Source organism: Enterococcus sp. DIV1083b (assembly GCF_051713705.1).
Lineage (GTDB): Bacteria > Bacillota > Bacilli > Lactobacillales > Enterococcaceae > Enterococcus_D > Enterococcus_D casseliflavus.
Window position 1 is genome coordinate 742,213 of record NZ_JBIOQJ010000001.1, and the last position, 26,939, is coordinate 769,151.

The following is a 26,939-nucleotide window of genomic DNA, read 5'->3' on the forward strand; positions in this document are numbered from 1 at the left end:
GTACTAGAAGAGAAGGAATGGTTATGAGTATCGGGGAAGTAGGGTATATTTTTACAAAGTATTTTATCGTAACAGTGTCTATTCTTACATCAATATATACAAGATCGTCAAAAAGCATTTAGACGAAGCGGAAACAATCGTGATTGCGACCGACAGCGACCGAGAAGGTGAAGCAATCGCCCGCTTGATTATCAACCTTTCGGGAAATAGCCGGAAAACCATTAAACGTTTATGGATCAACTCGCTTGAAACTAGCGAAATCAAAAAAGGATTTCAAAATCTGAAGGACGGACAGGCGTTTTATTCCACTTACAAAGAAGCAGAAACCCGACAAATCGCTGATTGGCTGGTAGGAATCAATCTCACCCGTCTTTACACGCTTTATATGCAGAAAAACGGCATGAGAGGCGTGTTTAGCGTTGGACGCGTCCAAACCCCGACTTTGTTCTTGATTTACCAACGCAACGAAGAAATCAAACATGCATTGGCACTTAAACTCTTATTACTGGAGTTAAATTCATATGATTTTTAATCTGCAAAAAAGTTTATAGCACCGTCGCTTATACCAGAAAATATAACAAACGCCGCATTGTTTTTTTGTGCACTTTAATAATCTATTCAACTAAGGAATTAAGCTGGCTGTCAAGAGAGTAATATCGTATTGAATCTCAGGTGGAAATTTTCTGCGGTATCTTTTTTGACTGAAATGACATTAGTGTTTTTTGGGGATTGTGTATGTAAGTATTTTTTAAAATCATTTTAACAAGTTTTGGACAAAAATTCTCATGAAAAAACAGAATTTAAATAGCATGATAAATTAGAGAAGATAGTTTAATGTGCTTATAGGACCACCCCACTTTTACAGTCACAATCAATAACCTTGCTACTTTCTTTCGAAATTGATAAGATTCTAAAGGATTGACAACGCTTGATAGTGAGCATAAACTTAATATACGCTAGTTAGTTTACAAGTGCAAACTAAAAAAGTATGATGTGTCGTCTCTGAAATTCTCCCTGATTCAAGTCATAACCAGAGTACATATCGGTTATTTTTTGATTCCATATTTTTTCCTTTATGTGCTGAGGATTAAGGGGTACCAATTGTAATTGCGCGTTATATGGTCTTTGTTTAGAATCGCTCTCCAAAAAGCCAATTTTTTGCATAGAATTTTAGATGTGGTACCATTAATTAGAATTATTATAAATAAGAAGTAGGTATCATTGTTTTAGTAAAAAGACTAGGAGGAATGGAAGATGGAAATAGACTACAAGGATCATGGGAAGAAGCCGTATATCATTAATATTGAAGACGCCACCACAGGAAATGATAATTACCGGACGACCATTTGGACAGGCAGTAAACTGCAAGTCACCGTAATGTCCATTCAACCGGGCGATGACATCGGTTTGGAAGTGCACGAAGGCATTGACCAATTTATCCGTATTGAAGAAGGAGAAGGCGTGTGTAAAATGGGGCCTTCTAAAGATAACTTACATGTTCAACAAAAAGTGATGGATGATGACGCCGTATTTGTTCCGGCGGACATGTGGCACAACATCGAAAACACCGGTGATAAGCCGCTCAGACTGTATACCATTTATGCTGGTCCAGATCACCTTGAAGGAACGGTTCACCCTACTCATGAAGACGCCAAAAACGATCCAAACGAACACTGAGGTACACTAGGATGAAACAAAAGCCCTGCACCCGTATGGATGGTCCACTGGTGCAGGGCTTTTTTATAAAGGAGAGATGTGGTATGAGTGATTCATTGTTTCAATTAGAGAAGGTTGGTTTTCAGGCAAACGGAAACCAAATCCTTCAAGATATCTCTTTTACAGTAAACAAAGGGGAAGTGATTGTTTTTTCTGGTCCTTCTGGAAGTGGAAAAAGTACCCTTTTGAAATTAATTGGTACGCTGCTTTCCCCAACTTCCGGAAAAATTTATTATCGAGGTACGGATCTGCAAAAAATCGATCCTGTGGAGTATAGAAAAGAAGTCTCTTATTTCTTTCAAAACGCTTCTCTATTCGATGAGACAGTTCAAGAGAACTTGTCTTTTCCTGCCCGCATAAGAGAAGAAGGATTTGATCGGGAACGTGCAAAAAAATTGTTAGAACGAGTTCAAATACCTGAAACTTACTTATCGAAAGAGGTCAAGGAACTATCAGGAGGGGAAAAACAACGGGTTGCATTGGTCCGAAATTTGATGTATCAACCGAAAGTGTTGCTCCTGGATGAAGTTACCAGTTCATTGGACCAAGAAAACAGAGCGATTGTCCTTGATTTAGTCCGAGACATGATGAAAGACCAACAAACTACGGTGTTGGCCGTCACTCACAACCAGGAAGAAATCGACCAAGCTTCTCGTCTGATTACTATCAAAGGTGGAAAAATGGAGGAATCGAAATGACAAACAATTTGGAAATCAGTAATCTTTCTTTGCTTTTATCCTCTGTCCTCTTGATAGTTGCCTTGTTGATTGATTACAAAGAGAAATTGGGATTAGGAAACGACATTTTTATTGCGGGAATTCGCGCTGTCGTTCAATTATTCCTTATTGGATATGTATTGAGCTACGTATTACGAGTGGATAACAACTTTCTCACTTTAGCGATGGTTTTGTTCATTGTGTTCAACGCTTCTTATAACGCCCATACACGCAGTGAGGGGATCAACCGCTCTTTTAAAATTTCAACGACGGCTATTGGAGTAGGAACAGCCTTGTCCTTACTCATTCTTGTTTTTTCAGGAGTCATTGACTGGTCCCCTTCCCAAATCGTTCCAATTACAGGCATGATTGCCAGCAACGCCATGACTGCGATTGGAGTGACCTATCGGTCTTTGAATTCAAAATTTACGGACCAACGCCAACAGGTATTGGAAAAATTGGCATTGGGAGCCAATAAAAAACAAGCGTCCATGAGTATTGTAAGAGAAAGCGTCAAAACGGGCATGGCTCCTTCTATTGACCGAACAAAAACGGTTGGACTTGTCAGCCTACCAGGTATGATGTCAGGGTTGATTTTTGCGGGAATTGATCCTGTTCAAGCGATTCGTTACCAAATTGTTGTGATGTTTATGTTGATTTCAGTTACTGCGATTTCTTCGTTTATTGCTAGTTATATGGCTTACCGTGAGTTTTATAACAATCGCAGTCAATTAATTATATGATTTGGGATGATACACTACTCTTAAAACCAGTGGTTACAATTTTATGTAGTTAAAAGAAGACCTCACGAGAATAATTGCAAAAAGAACTTCATTTTTTAAGGAAGAAGGATATTTTTGTCATCGAATCTTTGGAACAACTAGGGCGAAACTATGATGAAATTTTTTATATAGTGCAGCAACTGGATTGATTGAATCCTTTAATAAGCAAATCAAGAAATACAGCCACCGCAAGGAACAGTTCCAAAATGAAGAGTCGATGGAACGTTTCTTAGTCTCGTCTTTTGATACTCACAACCAAAAATTCCTAGGTCGCAGTCATAAAGGTTTCCAACAGGCCGAAGGCGAGCTCGAACAAATGCTGAGTCAACCGATGGAGAATTAGAAACAATCTACAGTAGGAAAGAACCATTTACACAAAATTATTGACGCTCCCAAGCTAAAACTCCTATTAATCGATCTACTAAAAATAAATAAAAAATTCTTTTCAATTTTTATTTATGGTATGACATAAATAAAGTAAAGTTATTCTTCTAGGTTAATCTTATTAATACTCTTTCTCACTAGTGTTGCATGCAACACTAGTGAGAAAGAGCATTAAATATACTGCAAGGCAAGACATTTGGTAATTGAAGAATAACAAGCAAAAAAATAGCATTCAGGTCTCTTGACAAAGTATAGTTGCTATTCTTTTTTTAGGCCCTACTTTAATGAAATTTTTGTTTGGAGGGAACGACTTCATTCCTTTGATTATTTCAGTTGAATTTAATAGAGAAGCCTGGCGTCTATTAAGAAATACTTTTCTTGATGAGCGTCAATTTTTTTAACGGAAATCTATCCTATACTAAATTCAGTAAAGAAAAAGGAGGAATCAAAGAAAGCTATTTTAAACAAACCAAAATTATAGGAGGAATAAATCATGACTGAAAATAAAGCTACTCAAGAAAGAACACCCCAAGAAAGATTGCAAGAAGAACAAGAACACAAGGAACATGTTCATCATACGAAAATTAATGCAGCGGCCATTGCGGATCATCTTTTAGGCAACATGCATACATTACATGTGAAACTGCACCAATATCACTGGTATGTAAAAGGAGCCAATTTCTTTACGTTGCATGAAAAATTTGAAGAGTTGTATAACGAAAATGAAAAATGGTTCGACAAACTTGCGGAGCGTCTAATTACTTCTGGGCATAAACCTGCTTCGACAACGGTTGAATTTGAAAAATATTCGATGCTTTCGGAAGATGCAGTTAATAAATACGCTAAAGCAGAAGACATGGTTGAAAATATTATCGAGGACTTCAGAAGCACTCGTGACCTAACTATTCGCGCGATTCGTTTAGCTCAAGACGAGGGTGACGATGCTTTAGAAGATACATTGATTGCTTTTAAAAATGACTTAGACAAGAACATTTGGATGCTGCAAGCGTTCATTGGTAAAGAAGCATTAGAAGATGATGACGCTCTTGATGAGGATGAAGATTAAGGTAAAAGTAGAAGCTGATTTAGGGATTGGAATTCTTTCCAGTCCTTTTTCCATTTTCTTGATGTGCATCAATTTTTTTGTAGTAAGAGACTTATATAATAAAAGCAGCGAATATAAACAAAATAAATAAAGGGGGAGAATGAATTGACTAAACATACCCATCATGAAATTGGCGACCACGCAGCCTGTATCCGCTTGGTTCCAATATTCAATCACTTAGAGGATAGCGCGATGAATTACATTGCTGAAAAAGCCCACACGAAACAGTATCAAAAAGGGGAGTTTCTGTTTCGCTCGCAAGAAAAAGATGATGCCTTGTATATTGTGAATCGCGGAAAAGTCCGCATCTATCGCTTGTCTGATTCTGGCAAAGAGCAACTAGTTCGTATTTTGAATCCGGGTGACTTTACGGGAGAATGGACGTTGTTCAATCCTGATGCTGTGCACGAGGAATACGCAGAAGCTACTCGAGACACGTCTATCTGCATGATTCAACAACATGATGTACAAGAGTTTCTAAAAGAGTATCCTGCAATTTCGTTAAAGCTGCTAGGAGAGATGTCGCAGCGGTTAGAAAGCTCCGAACGTCAAACCGCACAAGTAGCCGTGGAGAGTGTCATTACCCGTTTAGTTTTGTTTTTGGCAGAAAATGTGGAACCTGAAATGGGCAACTCTCCCACCATCACCCTGCCGATGGCAAAAAAGGACATTGCTTCCTATTTAGGAACGACACCTGAGACCATCAGTCGCAAATTTGGAGAATTGGAGGACGAGGGATTGATTCAACAGCTGTCTGGGAAAAGGATCAAGATTCAGGATTTAGATGATTTATTGCTTTACAGCGAATAATCGGACACACTTTTTTCTACACGTTGGTGTTCTGTCGCTCTTTATTAACAACGGGACAGAACTCAGTGCTTTTGCTTCCATCTGTCCGTTTTTGGCTTTTTTAAGACAGAACGACCTTCATTCATTGGAAAAATAAAAGTACAAACATGATAACCCTCAAGTTTTTTTGCTTTATTTTTCTTTAAGATAGGGTTGTCGAACAAAACGTAAAAATAAGTAGGGGTGAATGTGCATTATTTTTGGGTGATAGTTGCCATCACGTTGTCAGTAGCGGATGCATTCTTTGTCGTCCCTTTCACCAAGAACACGATTGGCGGCGAAGCAAAAACGTCTAACGTTGTTGAGGCAGATAGGTTAGCTATGGAAAAAGAAGAGGAAGTTGTAAAAGGAGCCGGCGTAATCGGACACGGAAAAGTGGCGTATTACGAAGCGAGTGACCAGGGAGATAAAAGTGTATTCACCGTTTGGTTTCCATGGAGCTTAGCCGGAATCTTGTTCAGCATCACCATGACTAGAATGACGCGAAAAATTGAAGAAATGGAGCAAATAGAATGGAATTCGTATTAGGCGTTTTGAATCCCCATGCGGTGGAGATTGGTTCTGTTGTGATTCATTGGTATGGAGTCATTATTGCAGCGGGCATATTAGCGGCTCTCCAGTTGAGCACCAAGGAAGCAAAGAAAAAAGGACTGGAAGAGGATACCATTATCGATATGGCCTTATGGGCAATTCCGATTGGACTCCTCGGCGCTCGGCTTTATTATGTGTTATTTGAACTTGGTTATTATCTGCAAAATCCAGGACAAATCCTTGCGATTTGGAATGGCGGCATTGCGATTTATGGGGATTGATTGCAGGAGGGGGTACGCTATATTGGTATGCAAAGAAAAAAGGTACTTCTTTGGCACTCGTTCTTGATATTTTAGCGCCCAATGTATTGTTAGCCCAGTCCATTGGTCGTTGGGGCAATTTTATGAATCAGGAAGCTCATGGTGGACCGGTTACTCGTCAATTCTTGGAAAATCTTTATTTACCTGAATTTATCATTGAACAAATGAATATCAATGGTACCTACTACCATCCGACTTTTTTATACGAGTCATTGTGGAGTTTGTTGGGCTTTGTCCTCATCGTCACTATACGGAACCGAAAACAGCTTTTGCGTCAAGGAGAAGTCGCTTTGAGTTACGTTTTGTGGTACTCAGTGGGTCGGTTCTTCATTGAAGGTATGCGAACGGACAGTTTATGGATTGGCGAGTGGATCCGCGTTTCGCAAGCCTTGTCTCTGGCCCTGTTTATTGGCGCGATTGTAGTATGGTTTATACGCAGACAAGACTATCCACCAATTTCTTATTATTCTGATGGCAATAAGGGGCAGAAAAAGACTATTAAGATGGTGAATTGAGCAAAAAGATAAAAAGAAGTGCAAAACTTGATATGCGTCAATTTTCGTTTGCTAAAAGTGAGCTATACTACAGTTGTAAAGAGGAAAAGGCAGTGTTCATTAATCTGCTGCGATAAAATAAAAACACATAAAGGAGATAGGAATTATGGAAAAAGCTATATTGCAATTAGAAACGTTGTCTTGTCCAAGTTGTATGCAAAAAATTGAAGGTGCCTTGAAATCAGTTAACGGTATTGATAAAGACAGCATTAAAGTATTATTCAACTCCAGCAAAGTCAAAACCAATTTTGATTCAGCTGTCACTTCGATTGAAGAGATTCAAAAAGCTATCGAAAACGTAGGCTATCCGGTCCTTAAAACAAAAGTCAAGGCCGCTTAACAGATTAAATGAACTAGGCAATTCTGGAAGAAAAGCTATTTTTCCAGGATTGCTTTTTTTGTTGCAATCCGATTCGAGGTGCTTAGAAACGATAAAAGAGAACTTTCTAAACTTGATAGCCGTAAATTTTTATTCGATAAAAAGAGGGTATCGTTATAACTGTAAAGAGGAATAAGTGTCATTGAGGCTGTTAGATCAAAAAAATAGTGAGAAGGGACACGTATTTTTTCAAAACTTGATGTCAGTCAATTAATTACTTAGGCAATTATCTTATACTGTGTTTATCAATAAAAGAGAAATTAAATTTGGAGGGAAAAAGCATGCAACAATATATATTAAGCAAGAAAAATGTTATCACCGTCATCAGTGGATTGTTAATCGCACTCGGTTTCTTCAGTCACTTTGTTTTAGAAAACGTAGGACTTTCAGAGTGGTCTTTGATCATCGCCTCTGTCTTTGGGATTACGCCAATTGCCATTCAAGCGTTTCAAGCAATGAAAGTCAAAGTCATCAGTATTGATGTCTTAGTCAGTATTGCAGCGATTGGTGCGCTTTTTATTCAAAATTATGAAGAATCGGCTATTGTCACGTTCTTATTCTTATTCGGACACTACTTGGAACAACGAACATTGAACCAAACGCGATCTGCTATCAAAGAATTGACTGAAATGGCACCTGAAAGCGCCTTGAAACAAATGGATAATGGCGAATTTGAAGAAGTAGAAGTGGATGATGTAGATGAAGGGGATATCTTGCTCGTTAAAACGGGTGCGAAAGTTCCAGTGGATGGCACAGTCCTTACGGGCGAAGGGCATATCAATGAAGCTAGCATTACAGGGGAAGCTGTTCCGGTCAACAAGCTAGCTGATGCAGAAGTTTTTGCAGGAACCATTTTAGAAAACGGAACGATTCAAATCAGAGCTGACCGAGTTGGTGAGGACACCACATTTGGAAAAATTATTGAACTCGTGGAAGAAGCACAAGATTCTAAATCCGAAGCGGAACGGTTCATTGATCGCTTTTCTAAATACTACACACCAGCTGTCTTGGTTCTGGCAATTGTTGTATGGGCGTTCAGTCAAAATATTGAGTTAGCAATCACCATCTTGGTTCTTGGTTGCCCAGGCGCATTAGTTATCGGAGTGCCTGTCTCAAACGTTGCCGGTATCGGGAATGGTGCTCGTAACGGTGTTCTTTTAAAAGGGAGTGAAGTCATTCAAGACTTCAGCAATGTGGATACAATTGTATTTGATAAGACAGGTACTTTAACTGTCGGAAACCCAACCGTTGCAGCGACTGAACTGTATGAAAAAGATTCTGCTGAAACGCTTGGCTATCTGGCCAGTGTGGAACGGGAATCAGATCATCCATTAGCAAAAGCGGTCTTAAATCAAATTGGAGAAACAAATTTTTATCCTGTTGAAGGAACTGAAGTCGTGAAAGGCGGCGGAATCGTTTCAAGTGTAGCTGGACATAGAGTGGCTGTTGGGAATGTGGCCTTGATGGAAAAAGAAAATGTCACTCTCAGCAAAAAAGTGCAAAAAGATGTCAAACGGTTTGAACAACAAGGGAACTCTCTCGTTTTGACAGCGGTCGACGGTGAATTAAAAGTACTGATGGGCATTCGCGATCAAGTCCGTCCGGGTGTGAAAGCTAATTTGCAGGAATTAAAAGACTTGGGCGTGAAAAATCTAGTCGTTCTTTCAGGAGATAACCAAGGAACCGTTGATGTGGTCGCCGGCGAACTTGGTTTGACCGAAGCTCACGGCCACATGTTGCCGGAAGACAAATCGGCTTATATCGGAAAACTTCAACAACGTGGTCAAATTGTAGCCTTTGTTGGAGATGGCGTTAACGATAGTCCGTCCTTAGCTTTAGCAGACATTGGAATCGCAATGGGAAGCGGAACGGACGTAGCGATTGAAACATCCGATGTCGTTTTAATGAACTCGAACTTCAGCAACTTGCCTCACGCATTAGGATTAGTAAAAGCCACCGCAAATAATATGAAACAAAATATCGTGATTTCAATTGGAGTAGTGTTGGTCTTGTTGACCAGCGTCTTCTTCAGCGAATGGATGAATATGTCTATCGGAATGTTGGTTCATGAAGGTAGTATCTTGGTGGTAATTTTCAATGGCATGAGATTAATGAAGTATAAGTTGAAAGGTTCTGTTGCAAAGTTCCAAAATGAACAATACTAGTCTAACACTAGCTATAGTTTATGCAGGTATTCCTAATAATATCTTCATTTCCGTGCAGACTGAAAACCCGAAGAGAGTGCCTTCTTTTCGGTTCTTCTTATATAATCCTCGAATGGCTTCCATGCCTTTAATCGTGGTTGAGGCTGTTCGTAAGCTTCGATAAAATTTGTTTCGTCTCTTGATGGGACGATGATCTTGTTCAATGAGGTTATTTAGATATTTCACCGTGCGATGTTCTGTTCGCTGGTAAAACCCGTGTGCCTGTAATTTTTTGAAGGCACTGGCAATAGAGGGAGCTTTATCGGTCACCAGAACCCTTGGTTCATCGAACTGTTTAACTAATCTCTTGAGAAAGGCGTAAGCTGCTTGTGTATCTCGCTTTTTCCGTAACCATATATCCAGAGTGAGACCATCTGCATCAATGGCGCGATAAAGATAATGCCATTTTCCTTTGATTTTAATATAGGTCTCGTCCATTTTCCACGAATAAATGGACTGTTTGTTTTTCCTCTTCCAAATGTTGTAAAGTAGTTTCCCATATTCCTGTACCCAACGATAGACAGTGGTGTGAGACACGTTAATACCACGGTTGTACAGAATTTCTTGGACGTCACGATAACTCAGGTTGTACCGAAGATAGTAGCCTACAGCGACAATAATCACATCTTTCTGAAATTGTTTGCCTTTAAAATGGTTCATCTTCGTTACTCCTCCTAGTTCCTATTAAACTCAGTTTACCCTATAATGGATCTGAGGGGAAACTTTGCAACAGAACCCTCATGCTTAGTTGGCTCTCGTTGGGCATATAAAGAAAATGAATTAGGATTAACATTTATTTGTCTAGCTATGTATTCGATTATGTAATCTGGAATAGGCCCAACATCTGAAAGGGACCATCCGGGATAGCGTAAAACACATAATTGAACAGCAAAGCCTAACCGATTATGATCTCTTCTGTGTCGTTTAATAATTTCAAGGTCATATTGTGAAAAAGTATAGTAAGTTTCTAGTTCACTTTCGCTCATATCAGCTGGAATTCTTACAAATTCCGTTCTTTGATCTTCTGTTAGTAATTCTTTCCCTCTCATGCTACACCTCCTTGCTAGATATCTTTTTCTTTTCTAGATAACGATATAACGTTGTCGCTCCAATCCCTGTTGCCGTCTTAATTTGAGATAAAGAGTAATCTTTGCTTTCATACATTTTTATAGCAAGTTCTATTTTCTTTAAATCAACCTTCGGTCTGCCTCCATTTCTTCCCCTAGCTCTAGCAGCCGTCAATCCATCTTTCGTTCGTTCACTGATGATATCCCGTTCTAATTCTGCTATACTGGCCAACATTCTGAAAAAGAAACGTCCCATAGCAGTTATCGTGTCAATCCTGTCTTGAATAGAAACAAAATGAATACCCTTTGCTTCAAAATATTCCATAAGCTCAATTAAATGTTTGGTGCTTCGACTGATACGGTCTAACTTATAGACAACAACTGTGTCGCCCTTACGTAATACTTTAAGAAGCTCGTCCAACTGCGGACGGTTTTTCCTTTTACCTGATTCTTTTTCTTCAAAAGTTTCGTCCACCCCATAATGATCCAATGCATCGAGTTGTAATGATAATGACTGATCTTGCGTACTGACACGAGCATATCCAAATTTCAATACGAATCCCCTCTTTCTTAACACTTTAACTATACCAAAAAGGGGTTTGAAATAGATATATTGGTCTTTTGTTTTTGGTTATATTTTTGGTTATAGGTTTTATGTAGTTTTTAAGATTTTTAGAACAGTTCACTTGTCATAGCCAAAAACGGTCGTTTTCGGTACTTGCTATTACCACCGAATTTTTGTGAAACGATTATTTCTACAAAACATTCAAATAAGTATTTTAATGTTTTGGAAAAAGGGGTATAATACATTCAAATGAATATTTGAATGATAATGGAGTGATGATGTTGAGTAATAAAGATACTTGTGAAATTTATTGTTATGACGAAAAAAAAGTCAATCGAATACAAGAAGAGTTACAAAAAGAAGATATATCTAGTGTTTCCCAATTATTTAAAGCACTTGCAGATGAAAATAGGGCAAAAATTACCTATGCCTTATGCCAAGATGGGGAGTTATGCGTGTGTGACGTTGCGAATATCATTGGTTCCACTGTTGCAACAGCGTCCCATCACTTACGAACCCTTCACAAACAAGGGATTGTGAAGTATCGAAAAGAAGGAAAATTGGCGTTTTATTCACTAGATGATGAACATATCAAACAGTTAATACTTATTGCTTTAGCTCATAAAAATGAGGTGAAAGCCAATGTCTGATCAACAAGCAAAATTATCTGAAGAAGAAATGAAAACCTATCGTGTTCAAGGATTTACTTGTACCAATTGTGCAGGCATCTTCGAAAACAATGTGAAACAATTACCAGGAGTTAAAGACGCGAAAGTGAATTTTGGAGCCTCTAAAGTTTATGTTCAAGGAAATACAACAATTGAGGAACTAGAAAAAGCAGGAGCATTTGAAAATTTAAAAGTTCGGGATGAAAAAGAACAAAAGGTAGAGCGTGAACCTTTCTGGAAGCAAAAAGAAAACATTAAGGTCTATATTTCAGCGTTATTACTTGTGATTAGTTGGTTTTTGGGCGAGCAATTAGGAGAAGAACATCTTCTTCCAATGATCGGCTACGCAGCATCCATTTTAATTGGTGGATATACACTGTTTATTAAAGGTCTTAAAAATCTAAGCAGATTAAAATTCGATATGAATACGCTCATGACGATTGCTATTATAGGTGCTGCGATCATTGGTGAATGGGGTGAAGGCGCAACAGTTGTTATCCTATTCGCTATCAGTGAAGCGTTAGAACGTTATTCAATGGATAAAGCTCGTCAATCTATTGAATCATTAATGGATATTGCCCCAAAAGAAGCATTAATTCGGCGTGGAAATGAAGAAATGATGATTCACGTTGAAGATATTCAAGTTGGAGACATTATGATTGTAAAACCTGGTCAAAAATTAGCAATGGATGGATTAGTTATTAAAGGTACATCTACACTAAATCAGGCTGCTATTACTGGGGAAAGTGTTCCAGTAACAAAAACAATTGATGATGAAGTGTTTGCAGGAACATTGAATGAAGAAGGGTTACTTGAAGTTAAAGTAACAAAACGAGTTGAAGATACTACTCTTTCAAAAATTATTCATCTTGTAGAAGAAGCTCAAGCAGAACGAGCACCTTCTCAAGCATTTGTCGATAAATTTGCGAAATACTATACACCAGCTATTGTGCTTTTAGCTCTTTTAATTGCAGTTGTTCCTCCATTATTCGGTGGAGATTGGAGCCAATGGATTTATCAAGGTTTAGCTGTGTTAGTAGTTGGTTGTCCGTGTGCTTTAGTTGTTTCAACTCCAGTTGCCGTAGTTACTGCAATAGGGAATGCGGCAAAAAATGGTGTGTTAATTAAAGGTGGTATCCATTTAGAAGAAGCAGGACACTTAAAAGCCATTGCTTTTGATAAAACAGGAACATTAACAAAAGGTATTCCTGCTATAACAGACATCGTGACGTATGGTGGAAATGAAAATGAATTGCTTACAGTTACAGCAGCCATTGAAAAAGGATCACAACATCCACTTGCTTCAGCCATTGTAAGAAAAGCAGAAGAAAATGGATTGAATTTAAATGGTGTTTCGGTTGAAGAGTTCCAATCTATTACAGGTAAAGGTGTAAAAGCAAAAGTAAATAACGAAATGTATTATGTAGGAAGTCCAAATCTGTTTGAAGAATTACATCAAACAATTGAAAGTACCATCAAAGAAAGAATTACTCGTATGCAAACAGAAGGAAAAACCGTAATGGTTTTAGGAACGGAAAAAGAAATTCTTTCGTTAATTGCCGTAGCAGATGAAATGAGAGAAACATCAAAAGAAGTTATTAGTAAATTGAATCATATCGGAATTGAAACAGTAATGTTGACTGGTGATAATCAAAGAACCGCAGAAGCAATTGGCAAACAAGTCGGTGTTTCGGATATTAAAGCTGATTTATTACCAGAGGATAAGCTGAATTTCATTAAAGAACTTCGTGGAAAACATCAAAGTGTAGGAATGGTTGGAGATGGTGTTAATGATGCACCAGCACTTGCAGCTTCTTCAGTTGGTGTCGCAATGGGTGGTGCTGGAACGGATACTGCATTAGAAACGGCTGATATTGCTTTAATGTCTGATGATTTAAGCAAATTGCCATATACTATCAAATTAAGCCGTAAGGCTTTAGCAATTATCAAACAAAACATTACCTTCTCTTTAGCCATTAAATTAGTAGCATTACTATTAGTTATGCCTGGTTGGTTAACTTTATGGATAGCGATTTTTGCCGATATGGGAGCAACATTACTTGTTACACTAAACAGTTTACGACTATTGAAGGTTAAAGAATAAAAATGATTTTTAAGAAAAAGAAGATATAAGTAAAAATGGAGGATTGTTGTTCCAAGTCGAATGAAAAGGAAAAGTCTAATGTTTGCCCCTCTTGTAAAAATAAAGGGAAGCAGATGAAATTAATAACGCTTAAAAGTTTACTTCTTCCTAAAGCCTTAGCAAATTTGCAACCAGATACCAGTTATCAATTTTGCTCTTTTTCAGAATGTGATGTTGTGTATTTTAACGAAAAGGAACAGATATTTACTAAAAGTGATTTAAAAATACCAGTCTTTCAAAAAGACGTGAAAGAAAATACGCCAATTTGTTACTGTTTTGGATGGACAAGAAAAATTGTTTCTGAAGAAAGTAATAAAACCGAAGAAAATACCATTGTACAGAACATCTCAATGCACATAAAGGCAAATCGATGTGGATGCGAAGTAAACAACCCTCAAGGTTCTTGTTGTCTTGGTAATGTAACTGGTTTTATAAATAGAATGACACGACAAAAATAATGACTAAAAAGCCGATAATTCCTTAGCGTAGGAAAAATCGGCTTTCTTCATGTCGACATTTGCTTAGCGTATGTTTTCCGCGTTTTGTTGGTAGGACCCCTAAAAGAATAGTTTCAACTCTTAGGACGTGCATAGCACGTCTTTTTTTATTCAAATTTAATGAAATTGCTGATCGATCTATAAATTATAGTTTACAAAGAGACTAACAAAAAGAATAATCCGGCATACTTATGACATCAAATAAATATTGATCAATAAATTTGATAAAAAATTCAAAGGAGAGAAAAAAATGGCATTTCAATCAGAACGATGGGCAACAATTCAAGTTACAGCAGGAAATTTAGAAGGAGCTAGACAATATCAACAACTTTTTCTAGATAAAAAGTATGCGCCAAAAGCTGACTACAATGTATTGTTAAAACTATTCCAAAGTAAGGCAAAAGGCTGGATCCAAGGGGGCGTGATTACTGCTTTAGGGTATTTAAGTTTTCCAACAGGAGTTTTTGCTACAGTAGCAACTTTATGTACAAGCATGATCGATGTAATTGGTAAACAAGCTGCTGCAACGGAGTATGATCAATTAATTGCAGGACGTAAAGCAGTTGAAGAAGTTAAATCATATATCTCTAAAAACAATTATAAGATGGCTGAAGTGACTTTCAGACTACGAACTTATGAAAACCCCGCAACTGGTCATAGAGTATCATTTTTCTTGGGAAATTCAAAAAACATTAGTGCTGCTTACGAAATCAAACGAGTTCAGCTACAAAATGGTAAATGGTTAGAAAAATAAAAGCAAAAAGAGAATAGTCCCAGTTCAGAGGACTATTCTCTTTTTTATTTTCGACACTGTTTCGAAGAATGGGCATATAAATTATAATTTATATATTAATTATTTGTATTAAGGTTATTTTATCCTCTCTATATGAAGGAGGGGAAAATAATATGCATACAGAAATTAATCCATTCGGTTAAGAAAGTAAGGGGGAATCAAAAAATGGAAAATTTGGAGTGATCGCAGAACTAGTTGCAAATATAGGTTTTCCTATAGTGTTATCAATATTCTTTCTAACAGAATTAGACAAGGCTATTGAAAAACTTCAAGAATCAATCAATGAAATTCTGCGAATAATAAAGAAAGAAAAAGATTAACGGATAAATCCGTTAATCTTTATTCCATATAAAGGGGCTTATCACATGAACGATGCTATCGTAGGTAAAATACTTAAACAGATAAGAAAAGGTAAGAAACTGACGGTAAGGTACCTTACTGAAGACATAATCACTCCACAACATTATTATAAGGTTGAAAAAGGAGAAGCTTACCTGAGCAGCAATTTTCTATTACAAATTCTTAATCGCATGAACGTTTCTTATAAAGAATTTTCTATTTTAATTAACTCAGAAATAGAGCGGAAAAAAAAATATTTGATGAAAATATAATTGATCAAAAACCTGTTGATTTCGATTCTGACTTTTTCTTTCAACATTATTTGAAAAAAGACAATTTAAATGAAAAAGAAATAAATCTCCTCAAAAAATATTTGTTTGAGAAAGAAGAATTCTTTCACTATGAATTCTCCTTATTTAACAACTTTTTAACCTATTTTGATGATAAATTTATTTCCCTATTACTTCCAACTGTAGAGTGTTATTTAAACACTGTAAGTACGATATCAGAATACAAAATCGAAAAAATAATTTTTTATAATAATCTAGCTTTTAATTATTTAGATAAGAACAGAAATTTATCTGAATTCAAAAAAATTTTCTCCGAGCTATCCCTACTAATTGAAGATAACTTCTTTGATATTCCTATTCTTCAATATTATAAGTATGAAATGCTATGTTCATATGTAAGGGGTAACATTAGTAAAGAGAAATTTTTGTTATTAAGCCAAATGAATAAAGAAGAGACGAAAGAATCTATAGGGAGGATAATAAATATAAATTTTTATAGCATTTAAAAGTAACAAAGCTTTATATTTATTTTTATGTGATGTATCATATATAAAAGCAAAAAATTATCAATAAGGAGATTCATGTATGAATTCAAACTTCAGTAAGTTACCCTACCATTTGAGAAAGTGGTATGCATGGCTATATATGGTACCACTAATTTTGATCTTGATAATTATAACCTTAACTGATTGGCTGAATGGTTATTCATTAGCAGCGTTGTTTTTAATACTATATGGTATAAGTTGTTCTTTTTCTACCAAAGCAACTGATGGTAGGAAACAATGGATTATAGTAGATACTATTATATATGTGTTTTTACTGGTTGTCTCTTTGGTACTTTACAAATAGAGAATCATCGGAAAAAGATAAGGAGACTATTATGTCAGAATTAAGTAAATCTGAATATCAAATTCTTCGCTATTTCTATGAATTCAACCAGACTTTAACTAAACATGAACTATTAGAAAGATTGCCGAAACTAAACGAAAATACGACTGCTGCTGTGATAAGAAAATTATTAAACAAAGGCTATTTGGAAGTAGGAGAGATTAAATTTTCTCAGAATGTGTTAGCACGTGCTTACAGACCTAGTATTCCTTTTATAGAATTTATAAAAGACGAATATGGGGAAGTGGTTTTGAAAAAATTAGTAAATCATGCAGTAAGCTCCTTAAAGACCACACAACAAACAGAATACTTTTCGAATCTTATAATTGAAAGAAAAAATATCATACAAAAGAATAGTTGAATTTTTAATATTTCGTTTGACTGTTCGGAGGATTAAAAAAGAGGGTCAGAAACTTAAAAGTTCTTAAAATAATTACGGAAAAATTTGAAAGCAATTCAAATAATCTACAAGAAAAGCCGGAAGGAGGGAACTCCCTTCGGCTTTTCAGTCTGCACGCAAATCAAAATATTATTGGGGATGCCAGCTTAATCTACAGTTAGGAATGTAGTAGTATTGTTTATTTTTAAACTTTGCAACAGAACCCTCTCTTTATAACAGAGTATACTCTGCTGACCGCTAAATGAAATACTTTCTGACCTAATTAATTGAGCTGTTGAAAGAACTATTAAATGATAAATTAAAAAAGGATCAAAAAATTTTTAAGTTTTTGACACTTTAATTTTTCCTAGTTTTGTCGATCATATTAAGATTATTAAAAAAGCTATTATTTATTGAAGCCTGAAATGGTTATAGATTTTTTTTGTTATCATCTTTATTTATTAAAAGCTTTTCAACTGAAGAAATATGACTGCGCTCATTTCTTATTTGAAAAAAAATAAAATTATCCCCCAAATTATTACTACTATGGAACCTAGTACACCTAAAGTATTCATAATTTCCTCCTCTAATTCGATGATGTAAAATCTTTTGTATACCATAAATCCATTGCGGTATGTATTGATCCTGATAGAGGCTTATCCATCAAAGTAAATCCCCATTTTTCGTACAAAATTTGTGCAACTCGTAGTTCACTACTGGTTTCTAAGTAACACCTTGTGAAGTTTTTAGATGCAAAATTAAGCGCAGTCCCCAACAATAAATTAGATATACCTAATCCTTTAGCGTCTTTAGATAAATATAGTTTTTGCACTTCACAAATTTCTTCGGAAAAGTTGAATGGAGCAATGCCAATTCCTCCAACTACATTTTCATTAATTTCTACAACCCAATACTTAGCTTTTTTTTGATAATGATAGTAGTCATATAGGTTATCTAGTTGAGAATCATAGTAAGCAGTTCCTGGAATATTAAGACCAAACGATTCTAGAGATTCTTGGATAATTATTTTCAGGGCATTATTATCTTTTTTTTCTATGTCTCGTATTCTAATTTAAATTACCTCCCTTCCGAATAGTTGACTTTGTCAACAAAACGGTTGTATACTATATTAATAAAAACAGTTGACTTTGTCAATTAAATTGAGGGGATACAATGAAGAAAGAACAAATAAATGAAGTTAGAAAGTTTAATAGGTTTTATGCAGTTGTTTTGGGGGTTTTAGACAACAGATTATTAGAAACTAAAATTTCCCTAATAGAGGGGAGGATTCTATTTGAAATAAATGAAACAAAGGAAAACTGTATTGCGAGTGATATAGTCAAAAGACTTAATATTGATAAAAGCTATTTAAGTAGAGTTTTAAAGAAGCTGGAAAAAAATGGTTTGATAAAAAGACAAATTTTTACAAATGATAATAGAAAATTTCAATTATGCATGACTGATGAAGGAAGGCAATTATTGAAAGAAATCAATGAATTAACAGATAAAAATGTCCAAGCCATTTTTGGTAACATATCTGAAAAAGAAATTGAAGATGTAATTAACAACATGATTTCAATACAAAAGAAACTAGAAAAGTAATTTTGAATTCTTTTTCGTAACTTTGCTTTTCAACTACATTTGTTTTTTTATACTTTTGGATTAGTAAATAAAGGAGTTGAGTTTGAGGGGCTTCTTCAACCAAACAAATATGGGTACTTACTTAAAAAATGGTCAGAAACATAAAAGTTTTTGATTCAAATAATTATGTTAATTGATTTAATAACCAATTAAACTTGAGGACAGCAATGTACATGTCTTTGCACAAGTGACTAACATTTCATAAGATTGAACAGTTACCAATAGAAGCAAGATCAAGTACAAGTTAATAACCTTGCAGTATGTTTTAATTCTGAATACTGTCTAATATAGACTGTATTTTAGAGGTTGTAGCCAGAAAATAGTAGTAAATGTTGAAACAGGAACATTACAGATTCACTGAATTGTTCAATTGATATTACTGGATGTTTATTATTAAGCAATGCCTAACTGATGTTGTGTTTAACAACTTTAAGAAACCTGTTTCAAAATATTACTTTCAAGATGTATAATCAAATTGTAGTTAAGAAACACAAAGGATGTTTTTGTTCTACTATTTCATAGGTATTTATTAGAAAGTCTGAAAAATTTGTACTTTCTTGATCTATTGAAAATAGGAGGGATAATGACAACAAGTATTATTCTAACCGTAGGTTTCATTAACATGGTTTTAACTCAAGAGTCAGATATATTTTTATTTAATTACCCTATAGATCAAAGGACTATCCCTTTATTGTTTGATAGCTATATTAATAGCTCCAGTTTTTGAGGAGATGCTTTATAGATATACTTTAATTTATGTTGGTGAAAAAAATGCCTGAGAGTTTTCACTGCCTTCGTAAGTATATTCTTATTTGCTCTAAGTCATATCCAAAATGTTGATGGTGATCTATTTTTACTATTTCCATTTTTGGTCATAGGGATCTATTTGACGATTGTATACCTGCGAAAAAAAATATTTTCGAATCAATTTTTGTACATCTTTTTTGTAATTCGATAGTTATATTATTCGCTATGTTGTTTTGAGTATTTTGCTTATTTGAAATGGTTGATGTAATATTTATCTTGGAATAAGAGTATTTAGAAAGTCAGTAATTTCTGAATGCTCTTCTTTTGTATGTATAACTGAAAATGATCTCTAAAGTTGTTCAATTAAAAGTACGATCTAGGGATATTTGTAAAATAAATAAAAAAGGGTCAGAAACTTAAAAGTTTTTGATCCTTTTTTAATTGCCCATTTTATAGATTCTCAAGCAGCTCAATTAATTAGGTCAGAAATGTTTTATTTAGAGAGTAACAGAGTATAATGTTACGATACTAGTGCTTAGTGGGTGTATTGTTTTTTTTATGGGAGTTCTGCTTGGTGGATTAGGAGCTTACATAGAAAATAAATACAAAAATGAAAGGAATGAAATTGAGCAAAAATTGTTAAGTTTAGAAAGTTCAGGATCTATTGGAAAAGTCATTGATAGCTTTTCAGATGACTTAGGATTTTTATCAAAAAGTTTAAATTATCAAAGGGTATCTTCGATTAACCAGTTATTGCTAAAATTAAATGAACAAATACATAGCTTTAAGAAAAAGTATCCCAGAGAAAAGTTGAAAACAGACCAATTTGAAGCAATAAGTAAACAATGTAATATTATTCAACAAAAACTAATTGTACAAAATTCAGTAAATGAAATCTTTCAATCCCCCCTCCGGCTATTAATGGTTCAACTGTTCGGAAAGATATTGTGATAGAATACAATGTTGATATTAAAACAATAGGTTCTATAAATATAGACATATTTGAAGAAGATAATTGGAAACGAGTGATAAAAGGTTTATTAAGAGAAGCAAAATATCAAATAAAATTAATTAATCATGCAGAGGAAGTTATAAATGATTGCTATAGCGGAGATAAAGTAAAGCCGAACATATCGAAAAAAAAATATGAAGAAATAAATAAATTGGTTAATAAAATTAAGCGTTTGTCTGATAAAGTAGTTTTGAAAGAGAAACTTAAGGAAATTGAGAGAAATATTGAATTAAGTAATTAAAAAATTTTAACCTTTGTAAAAAAAATCGCAAACTGTGTTTTTTTAATTCGATTTTATTATGGAAAATCCATAAGATCTTAATATAATTGAGATTTTTCATATAATTTATATTGATTAATTAATCACATGAAGCGATTCGTTTGATGTAAGTAATAGAAACAAAATATTCAATTTTTCATAGACCAGATACATTATATATTAATAGGATAACCATAACCTTATTAAGTTTAAATAACATAGAATAATCTTACCAAATTGTAAGGATTATAGTCTACAAATCAATGTCTCGTATTATTGAATTATATTAAAATGGTTCCAGAATATTATCATGAGGTGAAATTTTGTGAAAAAATTTATGAATAATAGACCTGAGAGTCATGTACTTACTTTTGTGTGGAAAACTATTTTATATTTTTTTGTTATCGTTATGATAATTTATCTTTATCACTATAAAAACGTGCAAGGTGGCGCCTTTATCTATAATGAATTTTAGGAGGAATGTTCATGAACATGGTGAATATTGTGCAAGCCATTGAAGAGTGGGCAAAAAAAGATTCAGAGAGGATTGCCTACCGGGAAGATCACCAAGTATATACTTATGGACAATTAGCAGCTCGATCCAATCAATTAGCTGCCTATTTCGAGGAAACGTTGGAAACTCGCGGACCGATTGTTGTTTATGGCGAGTTAGAATTTGACATGCTGACAGCTTTTTTGGCAGCTTCCAAAACTGGTCGGGCATATATCCCCATTGAAAGTACCACACCAAAAGAGCGTGTTGAATTGATCCTTTCTGTGGCTACACCAGATTTGATCATTAGTGTAGCTGACTGGCAAGGTCCGGAAACAATGATTCCAATGCTAGAAATAAATCAATTGGAAGAAATTTATCAAAGCGGGCGCAATTTAGGTAACGCAAAAACGCTCGGAAAAGATGATATTTATTACATCATCTTTACATCAGGAACGACCGGCATCCCTAAGGGAGTCCAGATTAGTCACGGGAATTTATTGAGTTTCGTGCAATGGACATTGAAAGATTTTTCCTTACGCGACGGGATGTATTATTTGGCGCAGGCACCGTATTCCTTTGATCTCTCTGTCATGGGGGTGTACCCAGCATTAACTTCTGGCGGCTGCTTGGTACCTTTAAAAAAGGTTGTCATTAATGACTTCAAAACATTATTTGCGATTTTGCCGCAATTGGCTATCAATGTTTGGATCTCGACACCTTCATTTATGAAACTATGTTTGATGGAAGAGACCTTTGACGGGATGCACGTTCCTCAGTTGGAGCGTTTCTTATTCTGTGGGGAAGAACTACCGAAAAAAACCGCTCAAGAGCTACTGGAACGTTTTCCAAATGCAAAAATCTACAATACTTATGGACCTACTGAAGCGACTGTTGCCGTATCCGGCGTGCAAATCACTGAAGAATTACTGGAACAATATGATCGGGTGCCAATTGGGTATGTGAAAGAAGATTCGACGGTTTTCTTTATGGAAGAAGATCAACTAGTTCCTAAAGGGCAAGTAGGTGAGATTATCATTAGTGGTCCTAGCGTTTCAAAAGGATATCTGAACAATCCCGAAAAAACAAAAGAGGCATTTTTTGTCCATGAAGGGCAACCAGCGTATCGAACCGGCGATAGCGGCAGAATGACGGAAGATGGTTTGTTGCATTATGAAGGGCGTCTTGATTTTCAAGTGAAGTTCCATGGGTATCGAATGGAACTAGAAGAGATTGACCATCATTTAAGCAATAGTTCGTGGGTCAAACAAGCCGTCGTAGTCCCTAAATATCAAGAAAAGAAAGTGGAACAGTTGATTGCTTATGTCGTTCCCGAAACGCACCCCTTCGAGAAAGAGTTTCAACTGACAAAAGCCATCAAATCTTCACTGAGTGAAACGGTGATGGAGTATATGATCCCGCAGCGATTTATCTATGTTGAGCATCTGCCCCATACGGCAAATGGCAAAATCGACCGCAAACGGCTGACAAATGAGGTGAATCCTTCATGAACCTGCAGCATATGATTCCTTATGCAAATCCCACCTATTTCATTTGGCTAATGGTAGGATTGCTTCCGATGATGCTTGTGCTGCTGTTCAAACAAAAGCGTTGGCAATGGTATCAAACGTTACTCACACTAGCGGTATTGTACGTAAGTTTTGGTGGTGAATATTGGCAGCAGGGTCTGGCGCTGATCGGGTACGTCGTGTATCAGACATTACTCGTCTATGGCTATTATCAGCATCGTCAACGAGCAAATACTTCAGGCGTCTTTTATGGTGCAGTGGTAGCAGCGATCTTACCATTGGCATTGAGTAAAGTCACCCCTTTCTTTGTTGGGCATGCCTCACTGATTTATTTCTTGGGCATCTCTTATCTGACCTTCAAATCGGTGCAAATGATCATGGAGATACGGGATGGCCTGATCAAAGAATACCATCCTTGGCGTTATATCCAGTTTTTACTATACTTTCCAACGATTTCTTCGGGACCGATCGATCGTTATCGTCGCTTTGAGAAAGATCTGCTGAATCCACCGACAAAAGAAGTGTATCTCGACTATTTAAACAAAGGAGTCGCCAAAATAATGCTAGGGCTCCTGTATAAGTTCATTCTTGGTTATTATCTCGGTCAAGTATTACTACCGATCGTGACCAAAGAAGCCCTGCAAAATGGACTGTTCTCTTGGGGAATGCTAGGGTATATGTATGTCTATAGTATGTATCTGTTCTTTGATTTTGCTGGTTATAGTTTATTTGCAATTGGTATCAGCAACTTCATGGGTTATGATACACCAGCTAACTTCAATAAACCTTTTCTGGCGCCCAATATCAAAGAATTCTGGAATCGTTGGCACATGAGTCTGTCTTTTTGGTTCCGAGACTACGTATACATGCGATTGATGTTCACCCTGATCAAAAAGAAAGTTTTCAAAAGTCGTATAGTAGCATCTAATGTCGGTTATTTCGCCCTGTTTCTATTAATGGGCATTTGGCACGGTCTTACCTGGTATTACATTTTATACGGGGTATATCATGCGACACTGATTTGCGGAAATGATGCGTGGATCCGTTGGAAGAAAAAACAAGGAAATCTACCTTCGAACAAACTAACCAAAGCGGTGTCCACTGTATTGACCTTCCAAGCAGTTTGCTTTAGTTTCCTGATTTTCTCAGGAATCTTAGACAAATTATTCGTTAAATAAAAGGAGAAAAGAATATGACAACCAAAGAAGCAGTATTAGACATTTTAGTATCAGTTACAGGAAGTGACGAAGTAAAAGAAAACGAAACAATCGATCTTTTTGATGAAGGATTATTAGATTCATTAGGATCTGTTCAATTGCTGGTTGAACTAGAAGGGCGGTTAGGAATTGAGTTTCCTGTATCAGAATTTGACCGGGCAGAGTGGAATACACCAGCAAAAATCATTGAGAAAGTAGACACGCTGCAAAGCCGATGATGAAAAAACGACTATTCACGGCTTTTGGACCGCTTCTTTGTGCGGTGATTCTTGTCGGGGGACTCTTCCTTGGCCCTTGGAAGATCAATAGCCACGATCCGAAAGTCATCGCTCAAGCGGCGACGGCAATGAATGATGCGGTGTTTCGTGGGGATCATATCAAAAATGAGGCAATAGCAACAGGAAAATATGTCCCATTTTTTGGCTCATCCGAACTAAACCGTGTGAGTGCCACACATCCTTCCGTATTGGTACAGAAATATCACCGTTCTTATACGCCATTTTTGATTGGTGCACCTGGCACCCAGTCGCTGACCCAGTACGCCATCATTCAATCAATGGCGAAAGAATTAGCAGGGAAAAAAGCAGTCTTCATCGTTTCCCCTCAATGGTTCGTTCCTAAAGGGTTGAAAGGAGACTATTTCAACCATCATTATTCCGAACAGCATGTGTACGATTGGCTCTCTTCGTTAAAGAAAATCTCTGACACCGATCAATACTATGCCGAACGTCTCTTAGACTATTCGAAAGTGAGAGAAAATCGCTTGACGGAACAAGTCTTGAATGAAGTGAAATCCGGTAAGATACCAACTGATTGGCAGAAAAAACAGATTGATCTGCAACGATCTATTTTGAAACGGGAAGATGAGCTTTTTAGTGGTCTTGGGTTGGGGCATAACTTGACTGACAAAATCACTGCTGCTGCAAAGAAATTACCTTCTACCTATAATCTCGCTCAAATAGAACAAGTAGCCGATAATGAAGGAAAAGCAGAAACGACTAATAATTCTTTAGGGATCAAGAATTCTTTTTACCAACATAATCTGCAAAGCCGCATAGATAAAATGAAAGGCTCTCAAAAGAAATGGGATTATCGTTTTGGACCAGAATATAGTGACTTTCAACTAGTACTGACAGAATTTGCTCGCAACAATGTGGATGTCTTATTTGTGATTCCGCCTATCAATCAGAAGTGGATGGATTATACTGGCTTACCGCAAGAGGTGTTGACTGGTTTTGACAAAAAGATCCGCTACCAGTTAAGAAGTCAAGGCTTTATGAATATCGCTGATTTATCAACGAAAGGCAATCAACCCTATTTTATGGAAGATACGATTCACTTAGGCTGGCGTGGCTGGCTAGCAGCAGATGAATACATTCAGCCATTCTTGGATTCTAAGGGCAAAGAGAAACCATCTTATGAAATCAACCATTATTTTCTATCCAAAAATTGGCAGCAAGAAGCACCAAAAGATATTCAGGGGGAATGAAAAAGGAGGACTGTTGGAGAATAGAAATGCTGGAGGCTTTATTCAATGAGTAGACATACGAAAAAACATGCAAAAAGAAACGTTCATAAACTAGTGCTTGGGATTGATATCCTTGTGATTATTTGTGGTCTCATTGGCCTCTACTACTTGTTTTTACCAACGGAACCAACGGATGCTTCTGATCATTTCAGTGAGCAAGTTGTACATTCCAGTACTACCAGCAGCTACTCTTCCAAAAATGAGCAGCCCGCATCCAACAAGAAACAGGACTTGTTGGATGCGGGAAACTATGACAATCTCATTAGTAATCAAGAAGTCATCACACCTGAAGGAGCTATCTACGATCAGAAAATTATTTCCAGTGGCTTTATCGGAAGTGCATTGGTTGTAAAAAATGGGAAAGTCCTGCTGCATAAAGGGTACGGATATGCGGACAAGGCAGCTGATATTAAAAATACTCCGACAACATTATTCAATATTGGCTCGATACAAAAAGGTCTAACAGCTGTCTTGATTATGCGAGCAGTTAGGGACGGGAAATTATCCTTGACAGATACGTTAGCCCGCTTTTATCCCTATATTCCAGGTGCTGCTAATATTACGATTCAGCAAATGCTGCAGATGGCTTCCGGACTCAAGCTTTCAGAAAATCCCCAAGGACTGGAAGACGTGCAGCAGATTCTCGACTGGGATGCTGCACATGCTGTCTTATCCGGAACCCAAGGAACATTCAAATACAGTCCCATCAACTACAATTTACTAGCAGGCATTTTGACAAAAGTAACAGGAAAAAGTTATGATATGCTGTTAACGGATTATTTTATCAATAAGAATGGGTTGAAACACTCTTTCTTATATAAAGTTTTTTTGCAGCAGGATCATCCTACGGTCAATTACAAAACGGATGATGAAACAGATCCTTACGGGAACCCTAACGATATTTCCTCAGCTAACTTGGCAGCTGAGGTAGGAACTGGAAATCTCTATATGTCAGTTGGCGATTTGTATCGCTATTATGATTTATTATTGAATGGGAAACTGTTAGATAAAGCTTCGCTGGAGCAAATGTGGCAACCAGCCGCTGGCGGATTCTATGCAGCAGGTTTTTATGACAAAGGGACTTATTTCCGTGCTCATGGTGGTAAAGGAGGATTCGAATCGTTTGGGTTGTTTTCTAAAGATAATAAAACTAGTGTGATTCTGCTCTCTAATCGTGGACGTAAAAGCGACACGGAATTAATGAATCAACTGTATCATCCGCTTTCAAATATTGATGTCTCTTTTTAATCAAATTATATGAGGAAATCAATTATGATATATGCTTGATTTCCTTTGTCTAAATATTATAATTCTGTTGATAGGACTCATTTTTATGATATCGCA

At 36.3% G+C, this 26,939-nt stretch carries 29 protein-coding genes and 4 pseudogenes; 29 read left to right on the plus strand and 4 right to left on the minus strand.

The genetic code is table 11. The features are described from left to right. Positions 1–139: 139 nt before the first annotated feature. The 11 genes and pseudogenes from IGI69_RS03440 to IGI69_RS03490 all read left to right on the plus strand — a co-directional run. Positions 140–481 (plus strand): annotated as a pseudogene (locus IGI69_RS03440) (DNA topoisomerase); the annotation flags it as partial. A 773-nt stretch (positions 482–1,254) separates the two neighbouring features. Then, the gene (locus tag IGI69_RS03445) at positions 1,255–1,677 is read left to right on the plus strand and encodes a cupin domain-containing protein (RefSeq protein WP_002307506.1); all 423 of its coding nucleotides are present in this window, start codon (positions 1,255–1,257) and stop codon (positions 1,675–1,677) included. 83 nt (positions 1,678–1,760) lie between these two features. Beyond that, the gene (locus tag IGI69_RS03450) at positions 1,761–2,414 is read left to right on the plus strand and encodes an ABC transporter ATP-binding protein (RefSeq protein WP_002307505.1); all 654 of its coding nucleotides are present in this window, start codon (positions 1,761–1,763) and stop codon (positions 2,412–2,414) included. Then, entirely contained in the window at positions 2,411–3,175 is a 765-nt protein-coding gene (locus tag IGI69_RS03455; protein WP_002318452.1) for an ABC transporter permease, read from the plus strand. Before IGI69_RS03450 ends, IGI69_RS03455 begins: the two co-directional genes overlap by 4 nt. A gap of 175 nt (positions 3,176–3,350) precedes the next feature. Continuing rightward, positions 3,351–3,557, plus strand: a pseudogene (locus IGI69_RS03460) (IS256 family transposase); the annotation flags it as partial. A gap of 534 nt (positions 3,558–4,091) precedes the next feature. Further along, positions 4,092–4,664 carry a Dps family protein gene (locus tag IGI69_RS03465; RefSeq protein ID WP_002292150.1) on the plus strand — a complete coding sequence of 191 codons (573 nt, stop codon included), beginning with the start codon at positions 4,092–4,094 and terminating at the stop codon, positions 4,662–4,664. Between the two features lie 144 nt (positions 4,665–4,808). After that, positions 4,809–5,513: a Crp/Fnr family transcriptional regulator gene (locus tag IGI69_RS03470; RefSeq protein WP_148131368.1), complete on the plus strand. Its 705-nt coding sequence runs from the start codon at positions 4,809–4,811 to the stop codon at positions 5,511–5,513. A 228-nt stretch (positions 5,514–5,741) separates the two neighbouring features. Then, on the plus strand, positions 5,742–6,080 hold the full coding sequence (locus IGI69_RS03475) for a hypothetical protein (protein WP_431399578.1): 339 nt from the start codon (positions 5,742–5,744) through the stop codon (positions 6,078–6,080). Next, positions 6,065–6,918: pseudogene (lgt, locus tag IGI69_RS03480) on the plus strand (prolipoprotein diacylglyceryl transferase). The gene IGI69_RS03475 and the pseudogene lgt overlap by 16 nt, the downstream one beginning before the upstream one ends. A 145-nt stretch (positions 6,919–7,063) precedes the next feature. Beyond that, positions 7,064–7,297, plus strand: a complete 234-nt coding sequence (locus IGI69_RS03485) for a heavy-metal-associated domain-containing protein (protein WP_230523965.1) — start codon at positions 7,064–7,066, stop codon at positions 7,295–7,297. Positions 7,298–7,617: 320 nt separating this feature from the next. Next, a complete protein-coding gene (locus IGI69_RS03490) occupies positions 7,618–9,501 on the plus strand; it encodes a heavy metal translocating P-type ATPase (protein WP_081132257.1) in 1,884 nt (627 codons plus the stop codon). Positions 9,502–9,519: 18 nt separating this feature from the next. Here the strand turns inward: IGI69_RS03490 and IGI69_RS03495 are convergent, their stop codons facing one another. Genes IGI69_RS03495 through IGI69_RS03505 form a run of 3 tightly spaced genes read right to left on the minus strand, consistent with a single transcriptional unit; the run spans position 9,520 to position 11,160 of the window. Beyond that, the gene (locus IGI69_RS03495) at positions 9,520–10,200 is read right to left on the minus strand and encodes an IS6 family transposase (protein WP_002389568.1); all 681 of its coding nucleotides are present in this window, start codon (positions 10,198–10,200) and stop codon (positions 9,520–9,522) included. A gap of 35 nt (positions 10,201–10,235) precedes the next feature. Continuing rightward, positions 10,236–10,589, minus strand: a complete 354-nt coding sequence (locus IGI69_RS03500) for a DUF4158 domain-containing protein (protein WP_438739727.1) — start codon at positions 10,587–10,589, stop codon at positions 10,236–10,238. A 1-nt stretch (position 10,590) separates the two neighbouring features. Then, positions 10,591–11,160 (minus strand): recombinase family protein, encoded by a 570-nt coding sequence (locus IGI69_RS03505; protein ID WP_178740191.1) that lies wholly within the window; start codon positions 11,158–11,160, stop codon positions 10,591–10,593. A 293-nt stretch (positions 11,161–11,453) separates the two neighbouring features. On the opposite strand from IGI69_RS03505, the gene IGI69_RS03510 reads away from it, so the two are divergent. From IGI69_RS03510 to IGI69_RS03545, 8 genes and pseudogenes are all read left to right on the plus strand, one after another. Next, positions 11,454–11,822, plus strand: a complete 369-nt coding sequence (locus IGI69_RS03510) for an ArsR/SmtB family transcription factor (protein WP_431399594.1) — start codon at positions 11,454–11,456, stop codon at positions 11,820–11,822. Continuing rightward, complete coding sequence (locus IGI69_RS03515; RefSeq protein ID WP_115234514.1) at positions 11,815–13,944, plus strand: heavy metal translocating P-type ATPase; 2,130 nt, start codon at positions 11,815–11,817, stop codon at positions 13,942–13,944. The genes IGI69_RS03510 and IGI69_RS03515 overlap by 8 nt, the downstream gene beginning before the upstream one ends. A gap of 35 nt (positions 13,945–13,979) precedes the next feature. Further along, positions 13,980–14,441: a putative iron-sulfur cluster-binding metallochaperone gene (locus IGI69_RS03520; protein ID WP_123867121.1), complete on the plus strand. Its 462-nt coding sequence runs from the start codon at positions 13,980–13,982 to the stop codon at positions 14,439–14,441. Between the two features lie 289 nt (positions 14,442–14,730). Next, positions 14,731–15,234, plus strand: a complete 504-nt coding sequence (locus tag IGI69_RS03525) for a hypothetical protein (RefSeq protein WP_060792648.1) — start codon at positions 14,731–14,733, stop codon at positions 15,232–15,234. Positions 15,235–15,452: 218 nt separating this feature from the next. After that, positions 15,453–15,593 carry a YvrJ family protein gene (locus IGI69_RS03530; RefSeq protein WP_071859302.1) on the plus strand — a complete coding sequence of 47 codons (141 nt, stop codon included), beginning with the start codon at positions 15,453–15,455 and terminating at the stop codon, positions 15,591–15,593. Between the two features lie 45 nt (positions 15,594–15,638). Beyond that, entirely contained in the window at positions 15,639–15,884 is a 246-nt protein-coding gene (locus tag IGI69_RS03535; RefSeq protein ID WP_060792649.1) for a helix-turn-helix domain-containing protein, read from the plus strand. An 898-nt stretch (positions 15,885–16,782) separates the two neighbouring features. Next, positions 16,783–17,151, plus strand: coding sequence for a BlaI/MecI/CopY family transcriptional regulator (locus IGI69_RS03540; RefSeq protein WP_060792652.1), 369 nt, complete (start codon positions 16,783–16,785; stop codon positions 17,149–17,151). Positions 17,152–17,244: 93 nt separating this feature from the next. Next, positions 17,245–17,340, plus strand: a pseudogene (locus tag IGI69_RS03545) (IS6 family transposase); the annotation flags it as partial. A 415-nt stretch (positions 17,341–17,755) separates the two neighbouring features. Here IGI69_RS03545 and IGI69_RS03550 read toward each other — a convergent pair. Continuing rightward, a complete protein-coding gene (locus tag IGI69_RS03550; RefSeq protein WP_431399609.1) occupies positions 17,756–18,241 on the minus strand; it encodes a GNAT family N-acetyltransferase in 486 nt (161 codons plus the stop codon). Positions 18,242–18,342: 101 nt separating this feature from the next. Between IGI69_RS03550 and IGI69_RS03555 the strand changes: the two genes are divergently transcribed. From IGI69_RS03555 to IGI69_RS03600, 10 genes are all read left to right on the plus strand, one after another. Further along, complete coding sequence (locus tag IGI69_RS03555; protein ID WP_431399595.1) at positions 18,343–18,771, plus strand: MarR family winged helix-turn-helix transcriptional regulator; 429 nt, start codon at positions 18,343–18,345, stop codon at positions 18,769–18,771. An 865-nt stretch (positions 18,772–19,636) separates the two neighbouring features. Next, positions 19,637–19,768, plus strand: coding sequence for a hypothetical protein (locus IGI69_RS03560; RefSeq protein WP_431399610.1), 132 nt, complete (start codon positions 19,637–19,639; stop codon positions 19,766–19,768). A 347-nt stretch (positions 19,769–20,115) separates the two neighbouring features. Next, positions 20,116–20,508, plus strand: a complete 393-nt coding sequence (locus tag IGI69_RS03565; RefSeq protein ID WP_317726489.1) for a hypothetical protein — start codon at positions 20,116–20,118, stop codon at positions 20,506–20,508. Beyond that, positions 20,505–20,810, plus strand: coding sequence for a hypothetical protein (locus IGI69_RS03570; protein WP_317726488.1), 306 nt, complete (start codon positions 20,505–20,507; stop codon positions 20,808–20,810). The genes IGI69_RS03565 and IGI69_RS03570 overlap by 4 nt, the downstream gene beginning before the upstream one ends. Before the next feature lie 355 nt (positions 20,811–21,165). Beyond that, complete coding sequence (locus IGI69_RS03575; protein ID WP_081117249.1) at positions 21,166–21,303, plus strand: teichoic acid D-Ala incorporation-associated protein DltX; 138 nt, start codon at positions 21,166–21,168, stop codon at positions 21,301–21,303. 11 nt (positions 21,304–21,314) lie between these two features. Beyond that, positions 21,315–22,832: a D-alanine--poly(phosphoribitol) ligase subunit DltA gene (gene dltA, locus IGI69_RS03580; protein ID WP_438739733.1), complete on the plus strand. Its 1,518-nt coding sequence runs from the start codon at positions 21,315–21,317 to the stop codon at positions 22,830–22,832. Next, entirely contained in the window at positions 22,829–24,028 is a 1,200-nt protein-coding gene (gene dltB, locus IGI69_RS03585) for a D-alanyl-lipoteichoic acid biosynthesis protein DltB (RefSeq protein ID WP_005237703.1), read from the plus strand. The genes dltA and dltB overlap by 4 nt, the downstream gene beginning before the upstream one ends. 14 nt (positions 24,029–24,042) lie before the next feature. Next, positions 24,043–24,285 (plus strand): D-alanine--poly(phosphoribitol) ligase subunit DltC, encoded by a 243-nt coding sequence (gene dltC / locus IGI69_RS03590; protein WP_005237702.1) that lies wholly within the window; start codon positions 24,043–24,045, stop codon positions 24,283–24,285. Continuing rightward, positions 24,282–25,556 carry a D-alanyl-lipoteichoic acid biosynthesis protein DltD gene (gene dltD / locus IGI69_RS03595; protein ID WP_005237701.1) on the plus strand — a complete coding sequence of 425 codons (1,275 nt, stop codon included), beginning with the start codon at positions 24,282–24,284 and terminating at the stop codon, positions 25,554–25,556. The genes dltC and dltD overlap by 4 nt, the downstream gene beginning before the upstream one ends. A gap of 45 nt (positions 25,557–25,601) precedes the next feature. Further along, complete coding sequence (locus IGI69_RS03600) at positions 25,602–26,843, plus strand: serine hydrolase domain-containing protein (RefSeq protein ID WP_431399597.1); 1,242 nt, start codon at positions 25,602–25,604, stop codon at positions 26,841–26,843. Positions 26,844–26,939: the final 96 nt, after the last annotated feature.

Coding starts and splice junctions, on each gene's coding strand:
- IGI69_RS03495 (WP_002389568.1), bottom strand. CDS start 10,200: ATGAACCATTTTAAAGGCAAACAATTTCAGAAAGATGTGATTATTGTC.
- IGI69_RS03520 (WP_123867121.1), top strand. CDS start 13,980: ATGGAGGATTGTTGTTCCAAGTCGAATGAAAAGGAAAAGTCTAATGTT.
- IGI69_RS03465 (WP_002292150.1), top strand. CDS start 4,092: ATGACTGAAAATAAAGCTACTCAAGAAAGAACACCCCAAGAAAGATTG.
- IGI69_RS03485 (WP_230523965.1), top strand. CDS start 7,064: ATGGAAAAAGCTATATTGCAATTAGAAACGTTGTCTTGTCCAAGTTGT.
- IGI69_RS03525 (WP_060792648.1), top strand. CDS start 14,731: ATGGCATTTCAATCAGAACGATGGGCAACAATTCAAGTTACAGCAGGA.
- IGI69_RS03540 (WP_060792652.1), top strand. CDS start 16,783: ATGTCAGAATTAAGTAAATCTGAATATCAAATTCTTCGCTATTTCTAT.
- dltD (WP_005237701.1), top strand. CDS start 24,282: ATGATGAAAAAACGACTATTCACGGCTTTTGGACCGCTTCTTTGTGCG.
- IGI69_RS03565 (WP_317726489.1), top strand. CDS start 20,116: ATGGGAGTTCTGCTTGGTGGATTAGGAGCTTACATAGAAAATAAATAC.
- IGI69_RS03500 (WP_438739727.1), bottom strand. CDS start 10,589: ATGAGAGGGAAAGAATTACTAACAGAAGATCAAAGAACGGAATTTGTA.
- IGI69_RS03535 (WP_060792649.1), top strand. CDS start 15,639: ATGAACGATGCTATCGTAGGTAAAATACTTAAACAGATAAGAAAAGGT.
- IGI69_RS03445 (WP_002307506.1), top strand. CDS start 1,255: ATGGAAATAGACTACAAGGATCATGGGAAGAAGCCGTATATCATTAAT.
- dltA (WP_438739733.1), top strand. CDS start 21,315: ATGAACATGGTGAATATTGTGCAAGCCATTGAAGAGTGGGCAAAAAAA.
- IGI69_RS03450 (WP_002307505.1), top strand. CDS start 1,761: ATGAGTGATTCATTGTTTCAATTAGAGAAGGTTGGTTTTCAGGCAAAC.
- IGI69_RS03455 (WP_002318452.1), top strand. CDS start 2,411: ATGACAAACAATTTGGAAATCAGTAATCTTTCTTTGCTTTTATCCTCT.
- dltB (WP_005237703.1), top strand. CDS start 22,829: ATGAACCTGCAGCATATGATTCCTTATGCAAATCCCACCTATTTCATT.
- IGI69_RS03600 (WP_431399597.1), top strand. CDS start 25,602: ATGAGTAGACATACGAAAAAACATGCAAAAAGAAACGTTCATAAACTA.
- IGI69_RS03555 (WP_431399595.1), top strand. CDS start 18,343: ATGAAGAAAGAACAAATAAATGAAGTTAGAAAGTTTAATAGGTTTTAT.
- dltC (WP_005237702.1), top strand. CDS start 24,043: ATGACAACCAAAGAAGCAGTATTAGACATTTTAGTATCAGTTACAGGA.
- IGI69_RS03575 (WP_081117249.1), top strand. CDS start 21,166: ATGAATAATAGACCTGAGAGTCATGTACTTACTTTTGTGTGGAAAACT.
- IGI69_RS03490 (WP_081132257.1), top strand. CDS start 7,618: ATGCAACAATATATATTAAGCAAGAAAAATGTTATCACCGTCATCAGT.
- IGI69_RS03515 (WP_115234514.1), top strand. CDS start 11,815: ATGTCTGATCAACAAGCAAAATTATCTGAAGAAGAAATGAAAACCTAT.